Here is a 20,867-nt window from a genome sequence, read left to right on the forward strand (position 1 = left end):
AAGGAACGGACGCTTCCTTTGTACTCACCCTCTCGGGCTTTCCTCCGGGCGCTTCCCTTCGGTCTTGCGTTTCCGACTCTATCAGATCTTCCCGATCCGATTCCCTCGGTGCTTTCCAGGTTCCCGCTTCCGCGTTTCCCTTTCCGGCGGCTCCGACTCTATCAGATCCTTTCGGGCCTGATTCCCGGTCGACGGGATGTGCCTTTGAGCCTTCGGCTTGCGCCTGTCGGCCTTTCGACATTCACTACGCTAACCGATTCCCCCGCTCGATTCATAATCGGGCTCCGCGGTTCGAAATTCAGACATGCGGACATGACGAATTCGACCCCGCTGAGGGGTGATCGTAGGTAGTGGGTTGGCCGCTTCCGGCTGCAGGCGATCGCCGTACCCGGATCAAGCGGCTCGGGCTACATTACGCGCCCTGCAAGGCCGAGTCAACTTGGGCGGTCGCGCAGCGGGGTGGGAAGTCGGAAGGGAGACGTCTCCGTATCGACCACACGTGCGGGCATCAGCAGGTGCGATGCCGACCTGACGGAGATCCGGACCGAGCCGACAGGCCGGGCGGCGACGGAAGGATGGGGCATGGAAGGGGTCGGGGACGCTCGGCTGGCGGCCGGGCCGGAGGCCACCTGCGTACCTCGAGACGGCGTTCATGCCCGGGGAGCACCTGGGGACGGTGTACGACGATCCGACGACACCCGTCGTGGTCACGGGGATTGAAGAGGTGACCGCCATTCGCATACCCAGCGGTCGTCTTGTCGTGGACGCGCCGTGGCATGACGACGAAGCCCGGGAGTACGAGCGAGGACCGCCGACGAGGCCTCCACGGGAGCCGGCGGTGCGAATTCCCCGGCGCCCACCGGGTGGAGATCGCGTGGACGGCGGGGCCGTACGAATTCTCCGGGGAGCGCTTCGACGGCGCCGTGTGCGCCGCAACCCGCTTGTGCATCGGTGACGACCCCGTGGTCGGGTGGGAGAGGGGTCTGGGTGTCGACGACGATATCGACCGGCTTCAGCCGGGCGTGCAGATCGGCTCCGACGCCCATGCGGGCTGCTTCGCCGACGCCGGCGCGTGGACGGCTTTGACCGCGCCGTTTCGCACGTATGTGGACGGCGGGCCGGTGCCGCGCGACTCCGAACAGCTGCCCGGCTGGTGCGAGCGGGTGACCGAGGAGTCGCAACAAGCCGATCTGGTCACGTTCACGGCAGAGTCGGGCGACGTCGTCTGGCTGGGCCGCACCAGGACCGGCGACGTGGCCGCGATCGTCGTCACCAGCGGCATGCCCGGCGCCAAGGCCTGACACGGCGCCACCGGGCCCGCCGGTCGCCGGCCGGGCCGAGCAGACGCACGAGCATGGGGCCGGGGCGGGTGAGCTCTGGAGTTTCAGCGGGCCGCGAATGCGGCGAGCGCCTTCGGGCCCGACTCCACGTCGGCTCAGGCTCCGGCGGACGGCTTGGCCCTCGGGCTCAGTCGGTACGCCGAGACCGTGGGATCACCGGCGAGGTAGAAGCGGTGCTGCCAGTCGTGGGCTCTGCTCACGCCGACCCGAGGGCCGGCCCGGACGAGTGCGTCGGGGACCGGCTCGCCCTGGGACAGCGTGACCGAGGCGCCCGCCAGTAGGTCTGTGCCGTTGTGCGCTGCCGTGATGCCGAGCGCCTGGCAGAAGTTCCCCGGACCCCGCGCAAGACGTGGGGTCTCGACCTTCTCTCCTCGCCGCTCGCGTGCCAGGTCTTCCCCTTCGATGACCCTGCCCGCCCGGATGAGGACAGCTGAGGCGATGCCGTCTGTCCCGGTGACGATGTTCGCGCACCAGTGGAGGCCGTGGGACCGGTAGACGTACAGGTGTCCTGCAGGTCCGAACATGACGGCGTTTCGGGGTGTCCTGCCCCGGTAGGCGTGGGAGGCGGGGTCGGCCGTACCGGAGTACGCCTCGGTCTCCGTGATGGTGATGCTCACGGTTCCCTCGGGGGTCTCGTGGGTGAGGATGGCACCGAGCAGCCCGGGGGCGACTTCTTCAGCGGGGTGAGCGAGATCCATGACGTTCATGCTGACCGACTTGACATGCCGTGGGTGAAGTGGACGTACACAGGGCGCCGAGGAGATCGGGGGCGGCCTCGAGGACGGGGCGGTCGAAGAACCCTCCGGGCGGGGGCGTACGGTCGGGGATCGCGATCATGCCGTCCGAGGGTACTGGAGACGGACAGGTGCCACGGGGTGGTCAGCGGGCTCCGCGGTTGCCAGGGTGTGGGAAGCGGAACCGGCCACGGCCGGATCGCGTTGTTAGGGATCAAGGGTCCATACGTACGACGGTCCATACGTACGGCTCGACGCAGGACGACGGATCAGGTGTGGCCCACGGGGGTCGCCTGGAGAGGGAGAGACATGGCGTTCAAGAAGCTGCTGGCGAGTCTGGGTGCCGGCGGGGCCTCGGTCGAGACGGTGCTGCACGAGGTCAACGTGGTTCCGGGCGGTGTCGTCCAGGGTGAAGTGCGGATCCAGGGCGGGTCCGTGAACCAGCAGATCGAGGGGCTGTCGGTCGGACTCCAGGCCAAGGTCGAGGTGGAGAGCGGCGACCAGGAGGTCAAGCAGGACATCGAGTTCACGAAGTCGTCGCTGGGCGGCGCCTTCGAGATCCAGGCCGGTGCGGTGCACGCGGTGCAGTTCGGGCTGGAGATCCCGTGGGAGACGCCGATCACGATGATCGACGGGCAGGCGCTGCGCGGGATGAACATCGGGGTGAGCACCGAGCTGGCGATCGCGCGGGCCGTGGACTCCGGTGACCTGGACCCGGTCAACGTGCACCCGCTGCCCGCGCAGAAGGCGATCCTGGACGCGTTCATCCAGCTGGGCTTCCGGTTCAAGAACGCGGACATGGAGCGCGGGCACATCCGGGGCACCCGGCAGAAGCTGCCGTTCTACCAGGAGATCGAGTTCCTGCCGCCGCAGCAGTACCGGGGGCTGCACCAGGTCGAGCTGAGCTTCGTGGCCGACGAGCAGGCCATGGACGTCGTGCTGGAGATGGACAAGAAGCCGGGTCTGTTCAGCGAGGGCAGCGACACCTTCCGCTCCTTCAAGGTGGGGCTGAACGACTACCAGGGGACCGATTGGACGGCGTACCTCAACCAGTGGCTGTCGGAGGTCGGCAGCAAGCGCAACTGGTTCTAGGCTCGGTCTGCGACTGAACGCAAAACCGATCAGGAGGTACCGAGGTGACCGAGCTCAAGCGGCGGCCGCTCCCCCACGACTTCCATCCGCCCGTGCCGTCGTTCACGGTGACGAGCGAGGACGTGCAGGAAGGGGCGACGCTCAAGGACGCTCAGGTCCACGCGGCCGGCAACACCTCGCCGCACCTGCAGTGGGAGGGGTTCCCGCCGGAGACCAAGAGCTTCGCCGTGACCTGCTACGACCCCGATGCCCCGACGGGCAGCGGGTTCTGGCACTGGGTGGTGTTCGACATCCCGGCCACGGTGACCGAGCTGCCGGTCGGTGCGGGGAGCGGGAAGTTCGAGGGGTTGCCCGAGGGCGCGGTCCACGCGCGCAACGACTACGGCGGCAAGGACTTCGGTGGTGCCGCGCCGCCGCCCGGGGACGGGCCGCACCGGTACGTGTTCACGGTGTACGCCGTGGATCAGGAGAAGCTCGGTCCGGACGCGGACGCGTCGCCCGCCGTGGTGGGCTTCAACCTGCGGTTCCACGCGCTGGCGCGTGCGCAGCTGATCGGTGAGTACGAGGTGCCCGCGAAGTCCTGAAGCGGTCCGAGCGGTCCCGAGCGTTCATGGAACGTTTGCCCGTCCCTGGTCATGGAATTGATCAGGGGCGGGCATTTTTGTTGCCGGGGGTCGCGGGGGTCACCTCCCGCAGGAGCAGCAGATATTGCGTTGTCCATCTCGGCGTGCCCGGCCAGAGTTGATCCCAGCCCGCCGAGGGGTGGGCCGGTGCACACGGGAGGTGGGCTGGTATGCGGGACACGCTGGTACTGAACGCGAGTTTCGAGCCGTTGTCGACGGTGACGCTGAACCGAGCCGTCGTGCTGGTGCTTCAGGACAAGGCCGTCGTCGAGCAGGCCCACCCCGAGCTGCGGATGCGTGGAGCCGCGGTCGACATACCGGCGCCCCGGGTGATCAGGCTCTGCCAGTACGTGAGGGTGCCGTTCCGAAGACGAGCGCCGTGGTCGAGGCGGGGCGTCCTGGTGCGGGACCGGCACCGGTGCGCGTACTGCGGGCGGCGGGCGACGACCGTGGACCACGTGGTGCCGCGGTCGCACGGCGGGCAGGACACGTGGCTGAACACGGTGGCGTCGTGCGCGGAGGACAACCACCGGAAGGCGAATCGGACGCCCGAGCAGGCGGGGATGCCGCTGTTGCGGCGGCCTTTCGAGCCGACGCCGGCCGATGCGATGTTGCTGGCGCTGGGCACCGAGGACTTCGAGGCGTTGCCCGAGTGGTTGACGCTGGATGCGGCGTGACGGCTTCGCCGTAGGGGTGTGAGTGGTTCCCCGGGCGCGGGTTGTGCGTGGTTGTTCGCGCCGTTCCCCGCGCCCCTGGGGGTTTCAGTCGATGGACGGCTTTTCGCGGCGTTCCTGGGGTGGGACGTTGGCGGCTCCCGAGGCGCCGTTGCCGCCCATCGCGCCGAAGTTGCCCATCGCGCCGGAGAGGCCCTTGAGGGCGTCGCCGATTTCGCTGGGGACGATCCAGAGCTTGTTGGCGTCGCCCTCGGCGATCTTGGGGAGCATCTGGAGGTACTGGTAGGAGAGGAGCTTCTGGTCGGGGTCACCCGCGTGGATGGCCTCGAAGACCGTACGGACCGCTTGGGCCTCACCCTCGGCACGCAGGGCCGCCGCCTTGGCCTCACCTTCGGCGCGCAGGATCTGGGACTGCTTCTCGCCCTCGGCGCGCAGGATCTCGGACTGGCGGACACCTTCGGCCTGGAGGATCGCGGCGCGCTTGTCGCGGTCGGCGCGCATCTGCTTCTCCATCGAGTCCTGGATGGAGGTGGGCGGTTCGATGGCCTTGAGCTCGACGCGGTTGACGCGGATGCCCCACTTGCCGGTGGCCTCGTCGAGGACGCCGCGCAGGGCCGCGTTGATCTCCTCGCGGGAGGTGAGGGTCCGCTCCAGGTCCATGCCGCCGATGATGTTGCGGAGCGTGGTGACGGTGAGCTGCTCGATGGCCTGGATGTAGCTGGCCACCTCGTAGGTGGCGGCGCGGGCGTCGGTCACCTGGTAGTAGATGACGGTGTCGATGTTGACGACCAGGTTGTCCTGGGTGATCACCGGCTGCGGCGGGAACGGGACGACCTGCTCGCGCAGATCGATGCGGTTGCGGATGGTGTCGATGAACGGGACGACGATGTTGAGGCCCGCGTTGAGCGTCCGCGTGTAGCGGCCGAAGCGCTCGACGATGGCGGCGCTGGCCTGTGGGATGACTTGGATCGTCTTGATCAGGGCGATGAAGACCAACACCACCAGGATGATCAGGACGATGATGATCGGCTGCATCGTCGGTTCCCCGAACCCTTCTTCGCCTCGGCGCCTACGGCAGATCTTATGCCTGCGGAAGATCCTCAGTTGAGGATCTTGCTGGTCGAGTGTGACAGACCATCGGTGCAACTGGGGAGTTGTTCGGCCCAGTTGTGTCGTGCGCGGTCACATGATGATCGCTGTGGCTCCCTCGATGTCCACGACGTCCACTTCCTGGCCTACTTCATAGGCGTGGCCGGCGTCGAGGGCGCGTGCCGACCAGACCTCGCCGGCCAGCTTGATCCGGCCGCCGGAGCCGTCGACACGTTCCAGCACGACGGCCTGTCTGCCTTTCAGGGCGTCCACGCCGGTGGCGAATTGGGGCCGCTGGGCCCGGTGCCTGTTCGCGATGGGCCGTACGACGGCGATGAGGGCGGTCGAGACGATGGCGAAGACCGCGACCTGGGCGACGGCGCCGCCGCCGAAGATGCCGGAGACCACTGCCGCGGCGACGGCGCCCACCGCGAGCATGCCGAGTTCGGGCATCGCGGTGATCACGAGCCCGATGCCGAGTGCCGCCGCGCCGATCAGCCACCACAGCCATGCGTCGATGTCCACGTGGTCATGGTAGGACCGCACACCCGGTCGCCGACAGGGCGCCGATCAGTTTGAACGCGCCTTGCGACTCCGGGCCTTGGGCCACGGGAGGGGTCAGGACATCGGGAGGCCCTGGGCGGTGAAGCGGTCGCCGACCTGTTCGACGACGAGCGGCAGGCCGAAGCAGAGGGAGAGGTTGCGGGAGGTGAGTTCCAGCTCCAGCGGACCGGCGGCGAGGACCTTGCCCTGGCGGATCATCAGAACATGGGTGAAACCCGGGGCGATCTCCTCGACGTGGTGCGTGACCATGATCATGGAGGGGGCGATCGGGTCACGGGCGAGCCGGCCGAGACGGCGCACGAGGTCCTCGCGGCCGCCGAGGTCGAGTCCGGCGGCGGGCTCGTCGAGAAGCAGCAGCTCGGGGTCGGTCATCAGGGCGCGGGCGATGAGGGTGCGCTTGCGTTCGCCCTCGGAAAGCGTGCCGAACTTGCGGTCCAGGTATTCGGACATGCCGAGGCGGTCGAGGAAGGCGCGGGCGCGCTGCTCGTCGATGTCCTCGTACTCCTCCTGCCAGCCGGCGGTCATGCCGTAGGCGGCGGTGAGCACGGTCTGCAGGACGGTCTGGCGCTTGGGGAGCTTGTCGGCCATGGCGATGCCGGCCATGCCGATGCGGGGGCGCAGTTCGAAGACGTCGGTGCCGGGTGTGCCGAGGGTCTCGCCGAGGATGCTGACGGTGCCCTTGCTGGGGTGGAGGTAGCTGGACGCGATGTTGAGGAGGGTGGTCTTGCCGGCGCCGTTGGGGCCGAGGATGACCCAACGCTCGCCCTCCTTGACCGACCAGGAGACCTGGTCCACCAGAGCCCGGTCCTCACGGACCACGGATACGTCCTGAAGCTCCAGAACATCGCTCATGAGCGCGTTGTCTCCCCTTGCAGTGTGGCCGGTCTCGGCTGTCGCGTACGCCTGTGGGTCGGTCCGCCGCACCCGTGGGCGCAGCCCATCATGAAATCTACGCCACTGGTCGACCCGGACATTCCTCCGGTCCGGTTCTCGGGCTCTGTCTAGGGTGTACGCATGCTCTCGGAACCTCGCTCTGGACGCCTCGCCGCTTGGGGAAACGCCCTTCTCGCCGGACTTGTCTCACCGGATGACGCCGTGCTCGCGATCGTCGGGGAGGACGCGGTGCACCGGGTGGAGGGGGTGCCGGGCGAGCCGGCGCCCGTGGGGCTCACGCTGGCGCTGGGGCGGCTGCGGGCGCTCGGGGTGAGCGGGCTGCGGGTGGCGCTGCCGGCGCCGGGGCATCCGCTGGGGCTGAGCGGGCCGCCGGAGTTCAACGCGCGGGCGCTGGAGGCGGAGGAGGCGGTGGTCTGTTCCGGGGCCGCGCTGGGGCTGGTGCCGGAGGTGTACGAGGCCGGGCCCTCGGGTGATGTGCACGTGGAGGTGGTGTGGCACTGCCTGCCGACGCGGGAGGCTCCGCCGGCGGATGTGCCGTCGCTCGGTGAGGCGGAGCGGGAGCTGGCGGAGGCGCTGCGGGAGGCTACCGAGGTGCTGACGCGGCTGGATGTGGCCGGGTCGGGGCCGGTGGCGGAGGCGGCGATCGACGCGTACCGGGCGCGGGCCTCGGGCTCGCGGGGGCGGGAGGTGCTGGCGCCGGGGTATCCGCCTCGGGCGGTGCGGGTGCTGGAGCTGGCTCAGCGGGTGGGGGCGTTGGTGTCGCTGGCGGGGGGTGGGGGGCACGGGGGTGCGGTGAGTGCGTCGGAGATGTCGGGGCGGGCTGCCGCGTTGCGGCCAGTGGAGCGGACGGCTCGGCGGGCGCAGGTGGCCGCGTACAACTCCGTCGTGGAGGAGCGGGGGGTGGGGTGAGGTCCGCTGGGCTGGTGACCGGTGTGGGGCGTGCCGGGGGTGGGTCGTGCAACCCGGTGCTTTGCAGGTGCCCTGCGTTGGTGCCGGCCGGGGGTGGGTTGCGCAGCCCGGCGCTTGCGGGGTGCCGCTGCGCCCACCCGTGCCGCCCCAGCGGCACGACTGCCCGCAGCTGGGGCGGTGCGGCTGCCCGCAGCTGGGGCGGTGCGGCTGCCCGCGGCTGGGGCGGTGCGGCTGCCCGCAGCTGGGGTGATGTGGCTGCCCGCGGGCTGCGCTGAGCCCCGGGCGTCCGGGTGGGGGCCGGGCGGCCGGGGCTTGGCTGGTGGCGTCAGTGGTTGACGGCGGTGTTGCCGAAGGCCGGGTTCAGGAGGCCGATGACGTTGACGCTGTTGCCGGACACGTTGACCGGGACGTCGACCGGCACCTGGACGACGTTGCCGGAGACGACGCCCGGGGAGCCCACGGCCGTGCCGTCGGCGTGGCTGCCGTCGGTGGCGGAGGCCATTCCCGTACCGGCCGCGAGCAGACCGCCGGCCACCATCGTCACAGCCGCTGCCTTCTTCAGGTTCTTCACTTTCCGAGCCCTCCTTGCGATGACCGCGGCAGGCGCCGCGGTGCGCACTGGAGAACGGCGGACGCCGACGAGGGATACGGCCGTCCGGGGGACATTCCCACTACGGTATGAATCTCGGATCGGACGGGAACCTTCCGCAGGGCGTGCGGCGTCCCGGGTCAGCCGCTGAGATCGTGGCGTACGGCCCACAGGGCGGCCTGGGTCCGGTCCGCCAGGTCGAGTTTCATCAGGATGTTCGAGACGTGGGTCTTCACGGTCTTCTCGGAGAGCACCAGGGCGCGGGCGATCTCCCGGTTGGCGCGGCCGTCCGCTATGAGCCCGAGCACCTCGCGCTCCCGTTCGGTGAGGGACCCCGCGCGTCCCTGGCCCGATCCCGTCTCCTCCTGGGACAGCAGCGCGCCGGCCACCTCCGCCTGGAGCAGAACGTGCCCCGCGTGCACGGAGCGGATGGCTCCGGCGAGCGCGTCGGGGTCGATGTCCTTGTACACGTAACCGGCGGCGCCCGCGCGAAGGGCGGGGACGACCGTGCGCTGCTCGGTGAAGCTGGTGACGATCAGCACGCGCGCGGGGTGGTCCAGTTCGCGGAGCCGGCGCAGCGCGTCCACGCCGTCCATGCCGGGCATCTTGACGTCCATGAGGATGACGTCGGGCTCCAGCTCCCCCGCCAGGGCGACTCCTTCGGCGCCGTCCGCGGCCTCCCCGACGACCTCGATGTCGTCCTGCACCTCCAGGAAGGTGCGCAGACCCCGGCGTACCACCTGGTGATCGTCGACCAGCAGTACCTTGATCGCGTCAGCCACCGGGGACCTCCATCTCGATCGTGGTGCCCTTGCCGGGCGCCGATTCCACGGTCAGCCTGCCGCCGACCCCGCTCGCCCGGTCCCGCATGGAGACCAGGCCCAGATGGCGGCTCGCGCGGCGGACGATCCGCGGGTCGAAGCCGCCGCCGTCGTCACTGACCCGCAGGACCGCTCCGCCGCCGCGACGGTCCAGGGTGACGTCGACGTGGTCGCCACCGGAGTGCCGCAGCGCGTTGTGCAGCGCCTCCTGGGCGACGCGCAGCACCGCCTCCTCCTGGGCGGCCGGGAGGGCGCGTACGCCGTGCCCGGTGAAGGTCACGCGCGCGGTGTGGGCGCGGTCGAGGACCTGGATCTGGGTGCGGAGCGTGGCGACGAGGCCGTCCTCGTCGAGCGCCGCGGGGCGTAGTTCGACGACCGCCGCGCGCAGTTCGTCGGCGGCCTCGGCGGCCAGGGCGGCGACCTGCTGGAGTTCGCCCTTGGCGCGGGAGGGGTCGCGGTCCACGAGACGGGCGGCGGCCTGTGCGGTGAGCCGGAGGGAGAAGAGTTTCTGGCTCACGGCGTCGTGGAGTTCGTGGGCGAGGCGGGAGCGTTCCTCGGCGATGGTCAGTTCGCGGCTGCGTTCGTAGAGCCGGGCGTTGGTGAGGGCGATCGCGGCGTGCTGGGCGAGGATGCCGAGCAGTTCCTCGTCGTCCTCGGTGAAGCCGCAGGTGCCCTCGGGTTTGGGGCACCTCTTGTTGGCCAGGAACAGGGCGCCGATGACCTCGTCTCCGTCGCGGATGGGCAGGCCCAGGAAGTCGACCAGGTCGGGGTGTGCGCTGGGCCAGCCCTCGAAGCGGGGGTCCCGGCGCACGTCGGCGAGGCGCTGCGGGGTGGCCTCGTTCAGCATCGCGGCGAGGATGCCGTGCTGGCGCGGGAGGGGGCCGATGGCCTTCCACTGGTCGTCGCTGACGCCGTCGACCACGAACTGGGCGAAGCCGCCGTGGTCGTCGGGCACGCCGAGCGCGGCGTACTGCGCGTCGAGGAGTTCGCGGGCCGAGGCGACGATCGTCTTGAGGACGTCGCGCACCTCGAGGTGCCTGCTCATGGCCAGCAACGCGGAACTCACCGCGGCGAGGCCGGACCGGGGGCCGTGGCTCATGTCCTCACGGTACCGGCGGGCTGTGACAGGGCGGATCGGGCAGGTGGTGGCCGTCGGCCGGGGCGATGGTCCTAGGTCCGCGGTCCCGCGTCGTGCGGGGTGGCGCAGGACCAGGGGCCCGGGGTCGGCGGCGTAGGCCGAAGGGCCCCGGGGCGCTGCGTCCCGGGCCCGAGGCGGTGGCGGTGGGCCGGTCCCTAGGTTGAGGGCACGCCGGTCAGACGGCGTCGACGACGAGAGGGGACGGTCGGCATGCCGGTTGCGATCATCACGGGGGCTTCGAAGGGGCTCGGGGAGGCGCTCGCCCGGGCGCTGGCGGCGCGCGGCTGGGATCTGGTGCTCGACGCGCGGGGGCCGGTGCCCCTGGCGGAGGCGGCCGGGCTGGTGTCGGCGCACGGCACGCGCGTGACGGCGCTGCCCGGGGACGTCACGGACGCCGCGCACCGCGCGGAGCTGGTGGCGGCGGCGTGGCGGCTGGGCGGGGTGGATCTGGTGGTGCACAACGCGAGCGCGCTGGGCGCCGAGCCGCTCGTCCGGCTGGAGGAGCTGCCGCTGGAGGGGTTGCGGCGGGCGCTGGAGGTGAACCTGGTGGCGGCGCTGGGCCTGGTGCAGGAGGCGCTGCCGCTGCTGCGGTCCGCGCCGGCCGGGGCGGTGCTGGTGGTCAGCTCGGACGCCGCGGCGGAGGCGTATCCGACGTGGGGCGGGTACGGGGCGTCCAAGGCGGCCCTGGACCAGCTCGCGGCGGTGCTGGCGGTGGAGGAGCCGGGGCTGCGGGTGTGGGCGGTCGATCCCGGGGACATGGCGACGGACCTGTACGCGGCGGCCGTACCGGACGACGACGATCCGCGGCCGGAGCCGGCCCGTGTGGTGCCCGCCTTCCTGCGGCTGCTGGACGAGCGGCCGGCGAGCGGTCGCTACGGCGCTCCGGCGCTGCTGGAGGAGCGGCGATGACCGTGCTCGTCGAGGTGCCGGAGGAGCTGTCCGCGCGGGTGCCGGTGGAGCAGCGGGGGCCGGGTCTGGAGCGGGACTCGGTGCGGCTGCTGGTGTCGCGGGGCACGGCGGTGTCGCACCACGCCTTCGTGGAGCTGCCGCGGCTGCTGCGGGCCGGGGATCTGCTGGTGGTGAACACGTCGCCGACGCTGGCGGCGGCCGTCGGGGGGTGGATCGGGCACGCGCGCGTGGTGGTGCATTTCTCCACGCGCGGTGACGACGGACGGTGGGCGGTCGAGCTGCGGGATCCCGACGGACGCGGCACCACGCGTGCGCGCGCGGGGGCGCCCGCGGGTACAGAGGTGCGGCTGGTCGGGGGTGCGCGGCTGGTGCTGGAGGAGCCGCTGAGCGCGCGGGGCGAACGGCTGTGGTGGGCGCGCGTGCCGGGGGACGTGCTCGGGGTGCTGCGGGAGCACGGGCGGGCCATCCGGTACGCGTACACGGAGCGGGACCAGCCGTTGTCGGTGTACCAGACGGTGTTCGCGCTGCCGTCGCCGGACGGTGCGGGAAGTGCGGAGATGCCGAGTGCGGGGCGTCCGTTCACCGCGCGGATGGTGGCTGAGCTGGTGAGCCGGGGGGTGCAGTTCGCCCCGGTCACGCTGCACACCGGGGTGGCGTCGGGTGAGGCGCACGAGCCGCCGTATCCGGAGCGGTTCGTGGTGCCGGAGGCGTCGGCGCGGCTGATCGGGGCGGTGCGGGCGGGGGGCGGCCGGGTGATCGCGGTGGGGACGACGGCCGTACGGGCGGTGGAGTCGGCGGCCGGCGCGGACGGTGTGGTGCGGGCTCGCGCGGGGTGGACCGATCTGGTGGTGACCCCTGAGCACGGGGTGCGGGTGGTGGACGGGCTGCTGACCGGGCTGCACGAGCCGGAGGCCTCGCATCTGCTGATGCTGGAGGCGGTCGCGGGGCGGGCGGCTGTCGACCGGGGGTACGAGGAGGCGCTGCGCGGGCGCTATCTGTGGCACGAGTTCGGCGACGTGCACCTGGTTCTTCCGGAGTGACCGGACCTCCTCACACAGAGCATTGCTCAAGCAACTATCAGTAAGGCCGATGGGTGACCGATGTGAGGCCGGGCATAGGGCGCACATCACGTACGAAGGGGATTAGGAGCGACATACCGTCCACATGAGCGGGGCGTTAAGCACCTTCTGCCCCGATTGACCCCTCCCTGATCCACTACCCGGCTTCGTACGTCACACCTTTGCCCTGCCATTTTGCGGCCGCTAAGAATGGCTGCGTCGCTCGGCGCCGTGGGTATCTCCCCGCGGCGTCTGTGCCGGAAGCACCCTGTCCCCACCGGACGCTGAGCGACCTCCGCGCTATTCGAAGAGGTCCGTCCCGCATGTCCAAGAACATCCTCACCCGTGGTCATAGTCGTGCCCTGACCCGTCACCACAAGATCGCCGCAGCCGGTGTCGCGGCCCTCGGTGCCGCCGCCATCGGTTTCTCGGCCGTCCCGAGCAACGCGTCCACCACCACGACCGGGATCGCCGCCCCGACCGCGAAGGTGGCGTACAGCACCGAGCAGATCGAGGGCGTCCAGGCCGGCGTCACCGACCGGATGGCGGGCGCCAGCGTCAAGGTCGAGCAGATCGCGGCCAAGAAGCAGGCCGCCGAGGAGGCCGCCGCACAGGCTGCCGCCAAGAAGGAGGCCGCCGCTGCCGCCGCGAAGGCCGAGGCGGAGAAGGCCCGCCAGGCCGAGGAGGCCGCCGGCCGTGCCGCCGAGCGCGCCACGGTGAAGAAGGCCGCTCCCAAGACTTACAGCGACACCCTGGACGGCTGGATCCGTGAGTCCCTGGCCATCATGGAGAAGCACGGCATCCCGGGCTCCTACGAGGGCATCCACCGCAACGTCATACGGGAGTCCTCCGGCAACCCGAAGGCGATCAACCTCTGGGACATCAACGCCCAGAACGGCATCCCGTCCAAGGGCCTGCTGCAGGTGATCCCGCCGACCTTCGAGGCCTACCACGTCCCGGGCACCTCGAAGAACATCTACGACCCGGTCGCCAACATCACCGCCGCCTGCAACTACGCGGCCGACAAGTACGGCACCATGGACAACGTCGACAGCGCGTACTGAGGTCGGCGCGGACCTCTTCTCGCGAACACGGACGCCGAAGGGCGGCACCCTCCTGACGGGGTGCCGCCCTTCGGGGCCGTACGGCGCGGGTTACTTGCGCATGACCTCGGGCTCGTGGCGGCGCAGGAAGCGGGCCACGAAGAAGCCGCAGATCACGCCGAGGACGATCAGCGCGCCCATGTCCATCACCCAGGCCCCGGCCGTGTGCTCCCACAACGGGTCGGTGTCGCCGGCCGTCTCCGGCGGGCTGATCCTGTTGAAGTCCAGCGTGGCGCCCGAGGCGGCGACCGCCCAGCGCGACGGCATCAGGAACGAGAACTGGTTGACGCCGATCGAGCCGTGCAGGGCGAACAGACAGCCGGTGAAGACGACCTGGATGATCGCGAACATCACCAGCAGCGGCATGGTCTTCTCGGCGGTCTTCACCAGCGAGGAGATGATCAGGCCGAACATCATCGAGGTGAAGCCGAGCGCCATGATCGGCACGGAGAGTTCCAGCAGCGTGAAGCCGCCGAAGACCAGGCCCTCCTCCGGGATCTCCCGGCTGGAGAAGCCGATCACGCCGACCAGCAGGCCCTGCAGCACGGTGATCATGCCGAGCACGAACACCTTGGACATCAGGTACGCCGAGCGGGACAGGCCGGTGGCGCGCTCCCGCTCGTAGATGACCCGTTCCTTGATCAGCTCACGCACGGAGTTCGCCGCGCCCGCGAAACAGGCGCCCACCGCGAGTATCAGCAGGACCGTGGTCGCCGTGCCGTTCGGGATGATCCGGCCGGTCTGCGGGTTCGGCGGGTTGGGCAGCAGGCCCTTGTCCGCGTCGATGAGCAGGCTGACCGCGCCGAGGACCGCGGGCAGGATCACCATCAGGGCGAGGAAGCCCTTGTCGGAGACGATCACCGAGACGTAGCGGCGCACCAGGGTCACGAACTGTGACATCCAGCCCTGCGGCTTCGGCGGCTTCATCGCCTGCATCGCCGGGACCTGTACGGACTGCGGCGCGACCGCGTCGATGTCCGCGGCGTACATCTGGTAGTGCTGCGAGCCCTTCCAGCGGCCCGCCCAGTCGTAGTCGCGGTAGTTCTCGAAGGCGGAAAAGACGTCGGCCCAGGTGTCGTAGCCGAAGAAGTTCAGCGCCTCCTCGGGCGGGCCGAAGTAGGCGACGGAGCCGCCGGGCGCCATCACCAGGAGCTTGTCGCAGATCGCCAGTTCGGCCACCGAGTGCGTGACGACGAGGACCGTACGGCCGTCGTCGGCGAGGCCGCGCAGCAACTGCATGACGTCGCGGTCCATGCCCGGGTCGAGGCCGGAGGTCGGCTCGTCCAGGAAGATCAGCGACGGCTTGGTGAGCAGCTCCAGGGCGACCGAGACGCGCTTGCGCTGGCCGCCGGACAGGGACGTGACCTTCTTGTCCTTGTGGATGTCCAGCTTGAGCTCGCGCAGCACCTCGTCTATACGGGCGTCGCGCTCGGCGGCCGTGGTGTCGGAGGGGAAGCGGAGCTTGGCCGCGTACTTCAGGGCCTTCTTGACGGTCAGCTCCTTGTGCAGGATGTCGTCCTGCGGGACCAGACCGATGCGCTGGCGCAGCTCGGCGAACTGCTTGTAGAGGTTGCGGTTGTCGTAGAGGACCTCGCCCTGGTTGGCGGGGCGGTAACCGGTGAGGGCCTTGAGGAGCGTGGACTTGCCGGAGCCGGACGGGCCGATGACCGCGATCAGCGACTTCTCGGGGACGCCGAAGGAGACGTCCTTGAGGATCTGCTTGCCGCCGTCGACGGTGACCGTCAGGTGGCGGGCGGAGAAGGAGACTTCACCGGTGTCGACGAACTCCTCGAGCCGGTCGCCGACGATCCGGAACGTCGAGTGGCCGACGCCCACGACGTCGGCGGGGCCGAGCAGCTGCGAGCCGCCCTTGGCGATCGGCAGACCGTTGACGTACGTGCCGTTGTGCGAGCCGAGGTCGCGGATCTCCATGCGGCCGTCGGGCGTCGAGTGGAACTCGGCGTGGTTGCGGGAGACCTGGAGGTCGGAGACGACCAGGTCGTTCTCGAGCGCACGACCGATGCGCATCACACGGCCGAGGGAGAACTGGTGGAACGTGGTGGGGCTGCGGTCGCCGTAGACCGGCGGCGCCCCCGCGCCGCTGCCGGGGCCCTGCTGCTGCGGGATGTGCGGCGTGGGCTGCTGCGCTGCCGGCTGCTGCTGCACCTGCTGCCAGCCGGGCTGCTGGGCGGGCGGCTGCTGCTGCGGCGCCTGCGAGGACCAGCCGGCGTTCGCGCCCTGGGCCGCGTACGGCTGCTGCGGCTGGGCCTGCGGCGTGGCGGCCGGGGCCGCGGCGCCTGCGCCGGACAGTGTCACGCGCGGGCCGTCGGTCGCGTTGCCCAGGTTCAGCACCGTGTCGGAGCCGAACTCCAGGTGGTGGATCCGCTGCCCCTGCACGAACGTGCCGTTGGTGCTGCCGTGGTCCTCGATGACCCAACTGCGCCCGTTGAAGCTGATCGTGGCGTGACGCCAGGAGACCCTGGCGTCGTCCAGCACGACGTCCCCCTGCGGATCGCGTCCGAGGGTGTAGGCCCTGGACGGATCGAGCGTCCAGGTCCGTCCGTTTGATTCCAGTACGAGTTCCGGCACTCCATGCCCCACTGAGTTGTCCCCCGAATTTCCCCCATCGCAGGGAGTCTAGGGATGTCGAACATCGGGGGGAACTATTTCAGGCCCGGCCCTCTGACCGAAAGTCGGGCCTTGTCACGAGCGCGCACCAAGGTGTTCACCGGCTTTCGTCGACGGGGTTGAAACCGCCTCGGAGAGTGGTAAACCACGCGAGGGGGACATGTGCGGCCGTCACGCCGCGTCGCGGATCGGGGGGTCTGCCATGAGTGCTGCCACGAACGTCCACACCGCGGAGCGGGGTGGAGGCGTGCCCTGGGTCGATGTGGTGATGTCCGCGGTCGCGGCGGTGAGCTGGGCGCTGATCGGGATGGCGGGGACGGCGGCGCTCGGGCTGCGTCTGCTGGACGCGGACGCGGCCGGTCCGCTGGGCCCGATGACCGCCGCGGTGGTGGCTCTGGGGGCGGGCGGCTCGGTCACGCCGTCCGGTGATGTGTCCGCCTTCGGGCTGTCGGGCGCGGAGGCCGGCACGGCCGTGGCGGTCACGCCGCTGGGTGTGAGCCTGGTGGGTGCGCTGCTGCTGTCGTACTTCTTTCTGCGGTCCCTGCGAACGGCGGGAGTCGTGGTCTCCGGCGCCGAACTCCTCGCGCGGGCGGGCGCGGTGGTCGGGCTGTTCGTGGCGATGACGGGCGGGCTGGTCTGGGCGGGGCACGACGTCATCACCATCGACGGGGGTTCGCTGGGACTGGACGACCTGCCGGGTGTGGGCGGCGGCGGGGTCGAGATCCCGGGGCTGGGCGATGTCGGAGGGCTGCTGCCGGACCGGGTGGGTGATCTCGTGGACGCGGAGGCGGCGGTCGGGTTCACCGTGGATACCGCGCCGACGCTGCTGGGCGGCCTCGGCTGGTCGGCCGGCGTCCTGCTCGTCGCGCTGCTGGCGTCCCGCCGCACTCCCCTGCCGCGCGGCTGGGACGCCGTGCACCGTGTCGTACGGCCGGCGGTGTCCGCCCTCGTCGCGGTGCTGCTGCTGGCGGTGGCGGCGGGGCTCGCGGCGGCGGGGTACGCGGCGACCGGCGACGACCGTCCACGGCGGATCGCAGGGGCGGCGCTGCTGGGGGCGCCGAACGGGGCGTGGACCGGGGTACCGATCGGTCTGTTCGTGCCGTGGGACGGCCGGGCGAGCGGGGCGCTGCTCGAGGTGCTGCCGCACCCCGTGGACGATCTCCTGCGGGTCGGCCCGGACCGGTCCGTCACACTGGGGCGGCTGGCGGAGTTCGACGGGCGGGTGTGGCTGCTGGCGGTGGCCGCCGCGCTGATGATGCTGCTGGCGGGGGTACTGACGGGCGTGCGCACGCCGGTCGGGGACGCGGCGGATCGTGGAACGGCCGGCTTCGCGGGCCGGTGTGCGCTACGACTGGGTGTCGCCACGGCGCCGGCCCTGCCGCTGCTGGTCTGGCTGACGGAGGTGTCGGCGAACGCCTCGCTGTCCGTCCTGGGCTTCGACGCGTTCGGCGCCGGCATCGAGCTGCGCGGCCGGCTCGGCACGGCGCTCCTGCTGGGCGCGGTGTGGGGCGCGGGCGCGGGCGCCGCGGGGGCACTGCTGGCACGGGCGAGCGGGGCGGCAGGGATGCGGGCGGCACCGCTGGCACGGGGTGACACCAGGGCGGCCGAGGAGTGGCGGTCGCTGGAGAGCGTCGAGGGCCCGGGCGGGGTGAGGGCCACCGGACCGTACGAGCCCGGGGTTCCTTACCGGCCCCCGAATCCGGACACCAATCCGTATCTGCGGGTGGGACCGGAACCGCAGGGGTCTCAGGAGTCACGGACGCCGCAGGACCCGTGGCGGCCGGGAGCACCGCACGGGGCGCGGGAAGCGGGGGCGCGGGCGCCATGGGGGCCGGAGGATCGAGGACCGCAGGAAGCACGCGGGGCGCAGGGGCCGCAAGGGCCGCAGGACGCGGCGCCGGCGGGCGGCGTCCCGCATGTATCCGGGGACCGCGACGGACACGACGACGTCGGCGACGTCTACGGGGCGCCCACCGTGATCGGGCCGGTCGGGCCGCCACGACGGAGGTCCGGGCCGCGGGGCCGGGACCGGTCGCCGTTGTGGCCGGACGAGCCGCCGCCACCACCGCCGCCACCGCCTCCCCCGCCGCCACGGAAGCCGGACGGCGCGTAAGCCCCGGTACATCCCGGCGACAGGCAGTGTTCGCTGTCCGGCTGACGGACCTCGGAGGCGCGGGGCACTGGGTGCCGGATACGGTGGAAGCACCATGAGCGCATCGCAGACCACCGACGTCCCCACCCTCCTTGTCAAGATCTTCGGCAAGGACAGGCCGGGCATCACGGCCGGCCTCTTCGACACCCTCGCCGCCTACTCGGTCGACGTGGTCGACATCGAGCAGGTCGTCACCCGTGGCCGCATCGTGCTCTGCGCGCTCGTGACCGAGCCTCCCAAGGGGCTGGAAGGGGACCTGCGGGCGACCGTCCACAGCTGGGCGGAGTCGATGAAAATGCAGGCGGAGATCATCTCCGGCATGGGCGACAACCGTCCGCGCGGGCTCGGCCGCTCCCTGGTCACCGTGCTGGGCCACCCCCTCACGTCGGAGGCGACGGCGGCGATCGCCTCGCGGATCACCAGGACCGGCGGCAACATCGACCGTATCTTCCGGCTCGCCAAGTACCCGGTGACCGCCGTGGAGTTCGCGGTGTCCGGCGTGGAGACGGAACCGCTGCGCACCGCCCTGGTGACCGACGCGGCGCGGCTCGGGGTCGACGTGGCCGTGGTCGGGGCGGGGCTGTACCGGCGGGCGCAGCGCCTGGTCGTCATGGACGTGGACTCCACGCTCATCCAGGACGAGGTGATCGAACTCTTCGCCGCGCACGCCGGCTGCGAGGACGAGGTCGCCGAGGTGACGGCGGCCGCGATGCGCGGGGAGCTGGACTTCGAGCAGTCGCTGCACGCGCGCGTGGCGCTGCTGGAGGGGCTGGACGTCTCCGTGGTGGACAAGGTCCGCAGCGAGGTGCGGCTGACTCCGGGCGCCCGCACGCTGATCCGTACGCTGAAGCGCCTCGGCTATCAAGTGGGCGTGGTCTCGGGTGGGTTCACCCAGGTCACGGATGATCTGAAGGAGCGGCTGGGGCTGGACTTCGCCCAGGCCAACACCCTGGAGATCGTCGACGGGAAGCTGACGGGCAAGGTCACCGGCGAGATCGTGGACCGGGCGGGCAAGGCCAGGCTGCTGCGCCGGTTCGCCGCCGAGGCGGGTGTGCCGCTGTCGCAGACGGTGGCGATCGGTGACGGTGCGAACGATCTCGACATGCTGAACGCGGCGGGGCTCGGTGTCGCCTTCAACGCCAAGCCGGTGGTGCGCGAGGCGGCGCACACGGCGGTGAACTTCCCCTTCCTGGACACGGTCCTGTACCTGCTCGGCGTCACCCGCGAAGAGGTCGAGGCGGCGGACACGCTCGACGTGGGCTGAGCCGCCCGGACCGGGGCACGGAGACGCGCGGGTCCGGTACCGACGGACGTCGGTACCGGACCCCTGCCGTGCCGGGGGTCACTCGGTGGGCGCCCAGTAGTCGACCAGCGTGCCGACGCCGGGCTCGAGGGACTTCCAGGAGCCGGTGAAGGACAGGACGGCGAAGGCGGCGGCCGGGTAGCCGCGCCGGCTCATGCGCTCACGGGCGTCGCCCTCCGCCGTACCGGCCAGGATGTCGGCGAGTCCCTGGATGCCCGGGTTGTGGCCGACCAGGAGGACGTTCTGCGCGTCGTCGGGGGTTTCGTTGAGCAGGGCGATCAGCTCGCCGGGCGAGGCATCGTAGACCCGCTCCTCGTAGACGGTCTTCGGTCGCTCCGGGAACTCGTGGACCGCGAGCTTCCAGGTCTCGCGGGTCCGGACCGCGGTGGAGCACAGGGCCAGGTCGAAGGCGATACCGGTGTCGGCGAGCTTGCGTCCGGCGACGGCGGCATCCATGCGGCCCCGCTCGGCGAGCGGGCGCTCGTGGTCGGAGACCGGGGGCCAGTCGGCTTTCGCATGCCGGAAAAGGACAATCCTGCGGGGTTCTGCGACGCTCATGTGCCCCAGCTTCGCACGAAACAGGCCATGGGGCGCAGGGAGTTGACCGGCGCTTCCGGGGGTGTTCAGCGGGCTATGAGCTGCTGAGCGCGCTCGACGAGGTGGGTGAGCGTGGGCTCACCGGCGGCCGCGTGGGCGTCGGAGGGGTTGAGGATCAGGGTGAGCAGGGCGACGAAGGCGAGGGTGGGCAGGGCCAGGGCCCACCACGGCAGCCGGGTGTCGGCGCCGGCCCGGAGGGCCGGGTGGGGTCGGGTGTGCGTGCGCGCCGACATGGAGGGCCTCCGCTCTTCGAATGGTCCGCGGCCCGCGTCTCGCGGCCACATCTCGAAGGTACGGATCCTCGGGGTCCCAACCCATCCGGTGACCTACCCACTTGACCCTGAACCTGGCCCCCTAGGGGATGGGGGTGCCAGCACCACCATGGGCCGTCATGGCGCGAGGACGGTCGCGATCACGCCGATGACGATGAAGATGGCGAAGAACGCGCCGAAGACGAGCAGCATCTTCTTCTGGCCGTTCTGCGGATTCGGGTCGAGGACTGGCATACGGCAAGTCTCGCACCTCGCTCGCCTGCGGCGGGCTTCGGGGGGCGTACGGCGTGGGCGGCCCGGCGGCCGGGCCCTCCGGCGCGACGGTTCCGCCGATCGGTCCACGCGGTGCGGCGGGGCCGGGACGGCGTGCCAGTGGGA

The 20,867-nt window shown here is 71.1% G+C and carries 21 protein-coding genes and 1 pseudogene; 10 read left to right on the forward strand and 12 right to left on the reverse strand.

Features of this window, described 5'->3' with window-relative positions:
* Positions 1 to 863: 863 nt before the first annotated feature.
* Complete coding sequence (locus ACFXAE_RS25170) at positions 864 to 1,301, forward strand: hypothetical protein (protein WP_384718702.1); 438 nt, start codon at positions 864 to 866, stop codon at positions 1,299 to 1,301.
* A gap of 134 nt (positions 1,302 to 1,435) precedes the next feature.
* Here the strand turns inward: ACFXAE_RS25170 and ACFXAE_RS25175 are convergent, their stop codons facing one another.
* On the reverse strand, positions 1,436 to 2,047 hold the full coding sequence (locus tag ACFXAE_RS25175) for a DNA-3-methyladenine glycosylase (RefSeq protein ID WP_384718815.1): 612 nt from the start codon (positions 2,045 to 2,047) through the stop codon (positions 1,436 to 1,438).
* A gap of 33 nt (positions 2,048 to 2,080) precedes the next feature.
* Positions 2,081 to 2,177 (reverse strand): annotated as a pseudogene (locus ACFXAE_RS25180) (3-methyladenine DNA glycosylase); the annotation flags it as partial.
* Between the two features lie 206 nt (positions 2,178 to 2,383).
* Here ACFXAE_RS25180 and ACFXAE_RS25185 point away from each other — a divergent pair.
* From ACFXAE_RS25185 to ACFXAE_RS25195, 3 genes are all read left to right on the forward strand, one after another.
* Positions 2,384 to 3,166: a sporulation protein gene (locus ACFXAE_RS25185; protein ID WP_384718704.1), complete on the forward strand. Its 783-nt coding sequence runs from the start codon at positions 2,384 to 2,386 to the stop codon at positions 3,164 to 3,166.
* 44 nt (positions 3,167 to 3,210) lie between these two features.
* Complete coding sequence (locus ACFXAE_RS25190; protein ID WP_384718706.1) at positions 3,211 to 3,750, forward strand: YbhB/YbcL family Raf kinase inhibitor-like protein; 540 nt, start codon at positions 3,211 to 3,213, stop codon at positions 3,748 to 3,750.
* Positions 3,751 to 3,959: 209 nt separating this feature from the next.
* Entirely contained in the window at positions 3,960 to 4,466 is a 507-nt protein-coding gene (locus ACFXAE_RS25195; protein WP_384718708.1) for an HNH endonuclease, read from the forward strand.
* Positions 4,467 to 4,550: 84 nt separating this feature from the next.
* Here ACFXAE_RS25195 and ACFXAE_RS25200 read toward each other — a convergent pair whose 3' ends face one another.
* The 3 genes from ACFXAE_RS25200 to ACFXAE_RS25210 form a co-directional block, all read right to left on the reverse strand.
* Positions 4,551 to 5,498, reverse strand: a complete 948-nt coding sequence (locus ACFXAE_RS25200) for an SPFH domain-containing protein (RefSeq protein WP_384718710.1) — start codon at positions 5,496 to 5,498, stop codon at positions 4,551 to 4,553.
* A 147-nt stretch (positions 5,499 to 5,645) separates the two neighbouring features.
* Positions 5,646 to 6,077, reverse strand: coding sequence for an NfeD family protein (locus tag ACFXAE_RS25205; protein ID WP_384718713.1), 432 nt, complete (start codon positions 6,075 to 6,077; stop codon positions 5,646 to 5,648).
* Between the two features lie 93 nt (positions 6,078 to 6,170).
* Entirely contained in the window at positions 6,171 to 6,968 is a 798-nt protein-coding gene (locus ACFXAE_RS25210) for an ABC transporter ATP-binding protein (protein WP_384718715.1), read from the reverse strand.
* A gap of 162 nt (positions 6,969 to 7,130) precedes the next feature.
* Here ACFXAE_RS25210 and ACFXAE_RS25215 point away from each other — a divergent pair, with 162 nt between their 5' ends.
* Positions 7,131 to 7,919, forward strand: a complete 789-nt coding sequence (locus ACFXAE_RS25215) for a hypothetical protein (protein WP_384718717.1) — start codon at positions 7,131 to 7,133, stop codon at positions 7,917 to 7,919.
* A 325-nt stretch (positions 7,920 to 8,244) separates the two neighbouring features.
* On the opposite strand, the gene ACFXAE_RS25220 is transcribed toward ACFXAE_RS25215, so the two are convergent.
* The 3 genes from ACFXAE_RS25220 to ACFXAE_RS25230 form a co-directional block, all read right to left on the reverse strand.
* Positions 8,245 to 8,490 carry a chaplin gene (locus tag ACFXAE_RS25220; RefSeq protein ID WP_030833995.1) on the reverse strand — a complete coding sequence of 82 codons (246 nt, stop codon included), beginning with the start codon at positions 8,488 to 8,490 and terminating at the stop codon, positions 8,245 to 8,247.
* A 158-nt stretch (positions 8,491 to 8,648) separates the two neighbouring features.
* Positions 8,649 to 9,290 (reverse strand): response regulator, encoded by a 642-nt coding sequence (locus tag ACFXAE_RS25225; protein ID WP_384718719.1) that lies wholly within the window; start codon positions 9,288 to 9,290, stop codon positions 8,649 to 8,651.
* Positions 9,283 to 10,428 (reverse strand): GAF domain-containing sensor histidine kinase, encoded by a 1,146-nt coding sequence (locus tag ACFXAE_RS25230; RefSeq protein WP_384718721.1) that lies wholly within the window; start codon positions 10,426 to 10,428, stop codon positions 9,283 to 9,285. The genes ACFXAE_RS25225 and ACFXAE_RS25230 overlap by 8 nt, the downstream gene beginning before the upstream one ends.
* Before the next feature lie 249 nt (positions 10,429 to 10,677).
* Between ACFXAE_RS25230 and ACFXAE_RS25235 the strand changes: the two genes are divergently transcribed.
* The 3 genes from ACFXAE_RS25235 to ACFXAE_RS25245 all read left to right on the forward strand — a co-directional run bounded on the left by ACFXAE_RS25235 (position 10,678) and on the right by ACFXAE_RS25245 (position 13,498).
* The gene (locus ACFXAE_RS25235; RefSeq protein ID WP_384718723.1) at positions 10,678 to 11,376 is read left to right on the forward strand and encodes an SDR family NAD(P)-dependent oxidoreductase; all 699 of its coding nucleotides are present in this window, start codon (positions 10,678 to 10,680) and stop codon (positions 11,374 to 11,376) included.
* Positions 11,373 to 12,416 carry an S-adenosylmethionine:tRNA ribosyltransferase-isomerase gene (locus ACFXAE_RS25240; RefSeq protein WP_384718725.1) on the forward strand — a complete coding sequence of 348 codons (1,044 nt, stop codon included), beginning with the start codon at positions 11,373 to 11,375 and terminating at the stop codon, positions 12,414 to 12,416. The genes ACFXAE_RS25235 and ACFXAE_RS25240 overlap by 4 nt, the downstream gene beginning before the upstream one ends.
* A 341-nt stretch (positions 12,417 to 12,757) precedes the next feature.
* Positions 12,758 to 13,498 (forward strand): transglycosylase SLT domain-containing protein, encoded by a 741-nt coding sequence (locus ACFXAE_RS25245; protein WP_384718727.1) that lies wholly within the window; start codon positions 12,758 to 12,760, stop codon positions 13,496 to 13,498.
* 90 nt (positions 13,499 to 13,588) lie between these two features.
* Here the strand turns inward: ACFXAE_RS25245 and ACFXAE_RS25250 are convergent, their stop codons facing one another.
* Positions 13,589 to 16,126 (reverse strand): FHA domain-containing protein, encoded by a 2,538-nt coding sequence (locus ACFXAE_RS25250; RefSeq protein WP_384718817.1) that lies wholly within the window; start codon positions 16,124 to 16,126, stop codon positions 13,589 to 13,591.
* Between the two features lie 241 nt (positions 16,127 to 16,367).
* On the opposite strand from ACFXAE_RS25250, the gene ACFXAE_RS25255 reads away from it, so the two are divergent.
* A complete protein-coding gene (locus ACFXAE_RS25255; RefSeq protein ID WP_384718729.1) occupies positions 16,368 to 18,278 on the forward strand; it encodes a streptophobe family protein in 1,911 nt (636 codons plus the stop codon).
* 94 nt (positions 18,279 to 18,372) lie between these two features.
* On the forward strand, positions 18,373 to 19,581 hold the full coding sequence (gene serB, locus ACFXAE_RS25260) for a phosphoserine phosphatase SerB (protein WP_384718731.1): 1,209 nt from the start codon (positions 18,373 to 18,375) through the stop codon (positions 19,579 to 19,581).
* A gap of 78 nt (positions 19,582 to 19,659) precedes the next feature.
* Here serB and ACFXAE_RS25265 read toward each other — a convergent pair whose 3' ends face one another.
* From ACFXAE_RS25265 to ACFXAE_RS25275, 3 genes are all read right to left on the reverse strand, one after another.
* A complete protein-coding gene (locus ACFXAE_RS25265; protein WP_384718733.1) occupies positions 19,660 to 20,178 on the reverse strand; it encodes a SixA phosphatase family protein in 519 nt (172 codons plus the stop codon).
* A 65-nt stretch (positions 20,179 to 20,243) separates the two neighbouring features.
* Entirely contained in the window at positions 20,244 to 20,450 is a 207-nt protein-coding gene (locus ACFXAE_RS25270; RefSeq protein WP_384718735.1) for a hypothetical protein, read from the reverse strand.
* 156 nt (positions 20,451 to 20,606) lie between these two features.
* Complete coding sequence (locus ACFXAE_RS25275; protein WP_006132620.1) at positions 20,607 to 20,723, reverse strand: SGM_5486 family transporter-associated protein; 117 nt, start codon at positions 20,721 to 20,723, stop codon at positions 20,607 to 20,609.
* Positions 20,724 to 20,867 lie beyond the last annotated feature (144 nt).

Origin of the sequence: Streptomyces sp. NPDC059454 (assembly GCF_042749965.1) — a bacterium.
GTDB lineage: Bacteria > Actinomycetota > Actinomycetes > Streptomycetales > Streptomycetaceae > Streptomyces.

Excerpts from the sequence above, each read along its gene's own strand:
- ACFXAE_RS25175 (WP_384718815.1), bottom strand. The coding sequence starts at position 2,047 with ATGAACGTCATGGATCTCGCTCACCCCGCTGAAGAAGTCGCCCCCGGG.
- ACFXAE_RS25185 (WP_384718704.1), top strand. The coding sequence starts at position 2,384 with ATGGCGTTCAAGAAGCTGCTGGCGAGTCTGGGTGCCGGCGGGGCCTCG.
- ACFXAE_RS25195 (WP_384718708.1), top strand. The coding sequence starts at position 3,960 with ATGCGGGACACGCTGGTACTGAACGCGAGTTTCGAGCCGTTGTCGACG.
- ACFXAE_RS25200 (WP_384718710.1), bottom strand. The coding sequence starts at position 5,498 with ATGCAGCCGATCATCATCGTCCTGATCATCCTGGTGGTGTTGGTCTTC.
- ACFXAE_RS25210 (WP_384718715.1), bottom strand. The coding sequence starts at position 6,968 with ATGAGCGATGTTCTGGAGCTTCAGGACGTATCCGTGGTCCGTGAGGAC.
- ACFXAE_RS25215 (WP_384718717.1), top strand. The coding sequence starts at position 7,131 with ATGCTCTCGGAACCTCGCTCTGGACGCCTCGCCGCTTGGGGAAACGCC.
- ACFXAE_RS25230 (WP_384718721.1), bottom strand. The coding sequence starts at position 10,428 with ATGAGCCACGGCCCCCGGTCCGGCCTCGCCGCGGTGAGTTCCGCGTTG.
- ACFXAE_RS25235 (WP_384718723.1), top strand. The coding sequence starts at position 10,678 with ATGCCGGTTGCGATCATCACGGGGGCTTCGAAGGGGCTCGGGGAGGCG.
- ACFXAE_RS25240 (WP_384718725.1), top strand. The coding sequence starts at position 11,373 with ATGACCGTGCTCGTCGAGGTGCCGGAGGAGCTGTCCGCGCGGGTGCCG.
- ACFXAE_RS25245 (WP_384718727.1), top strand. The coding sequence starts at position 12,758 with ATGTCCAAGAACATCCTCACCCGTGGTCATAGTCGTGCCCTGACCCGT.
- ACFXAE_RS25255 (WP_384718729.1), top strand. The coding sequence starts at position 16,368 with ATGAGTGCTGCCACGAACGTCCACACCGCGGAGCGGGGTGGAGGCGTG.
- serB (WP_384718731.1), top strand. The coding sequence starts at position 18,373 with ATGAGCGCATCGCAGACCACCGACGTCCCCACCCTCCTTGTCAAGATC.
- ACFXAE_RS25265 (WP_384718733.1), bottom strand. The coding sequence starts at position 20,178 with ATGAGCGTCGCAGAACCCCGCAGGATTGTCCTTTTCCGGCATGCGAAA.
- ACFXAE_RS25270 (WP_384718735.1), bottom strand. The coding sequence starts at position 20,450 with ATGTCGGCGCGCACGCACACCCGACCCCACCCGGCCCTCCGGGCCGGC.
- ACFXAE_RS25275 (WP_006132620.1), bottom strand. The coding sequence starts at position 20,723 with ATGCCAGTCCTCGACCCGAATCCGCAGAACGGCCAGAAGAAGATGCTG.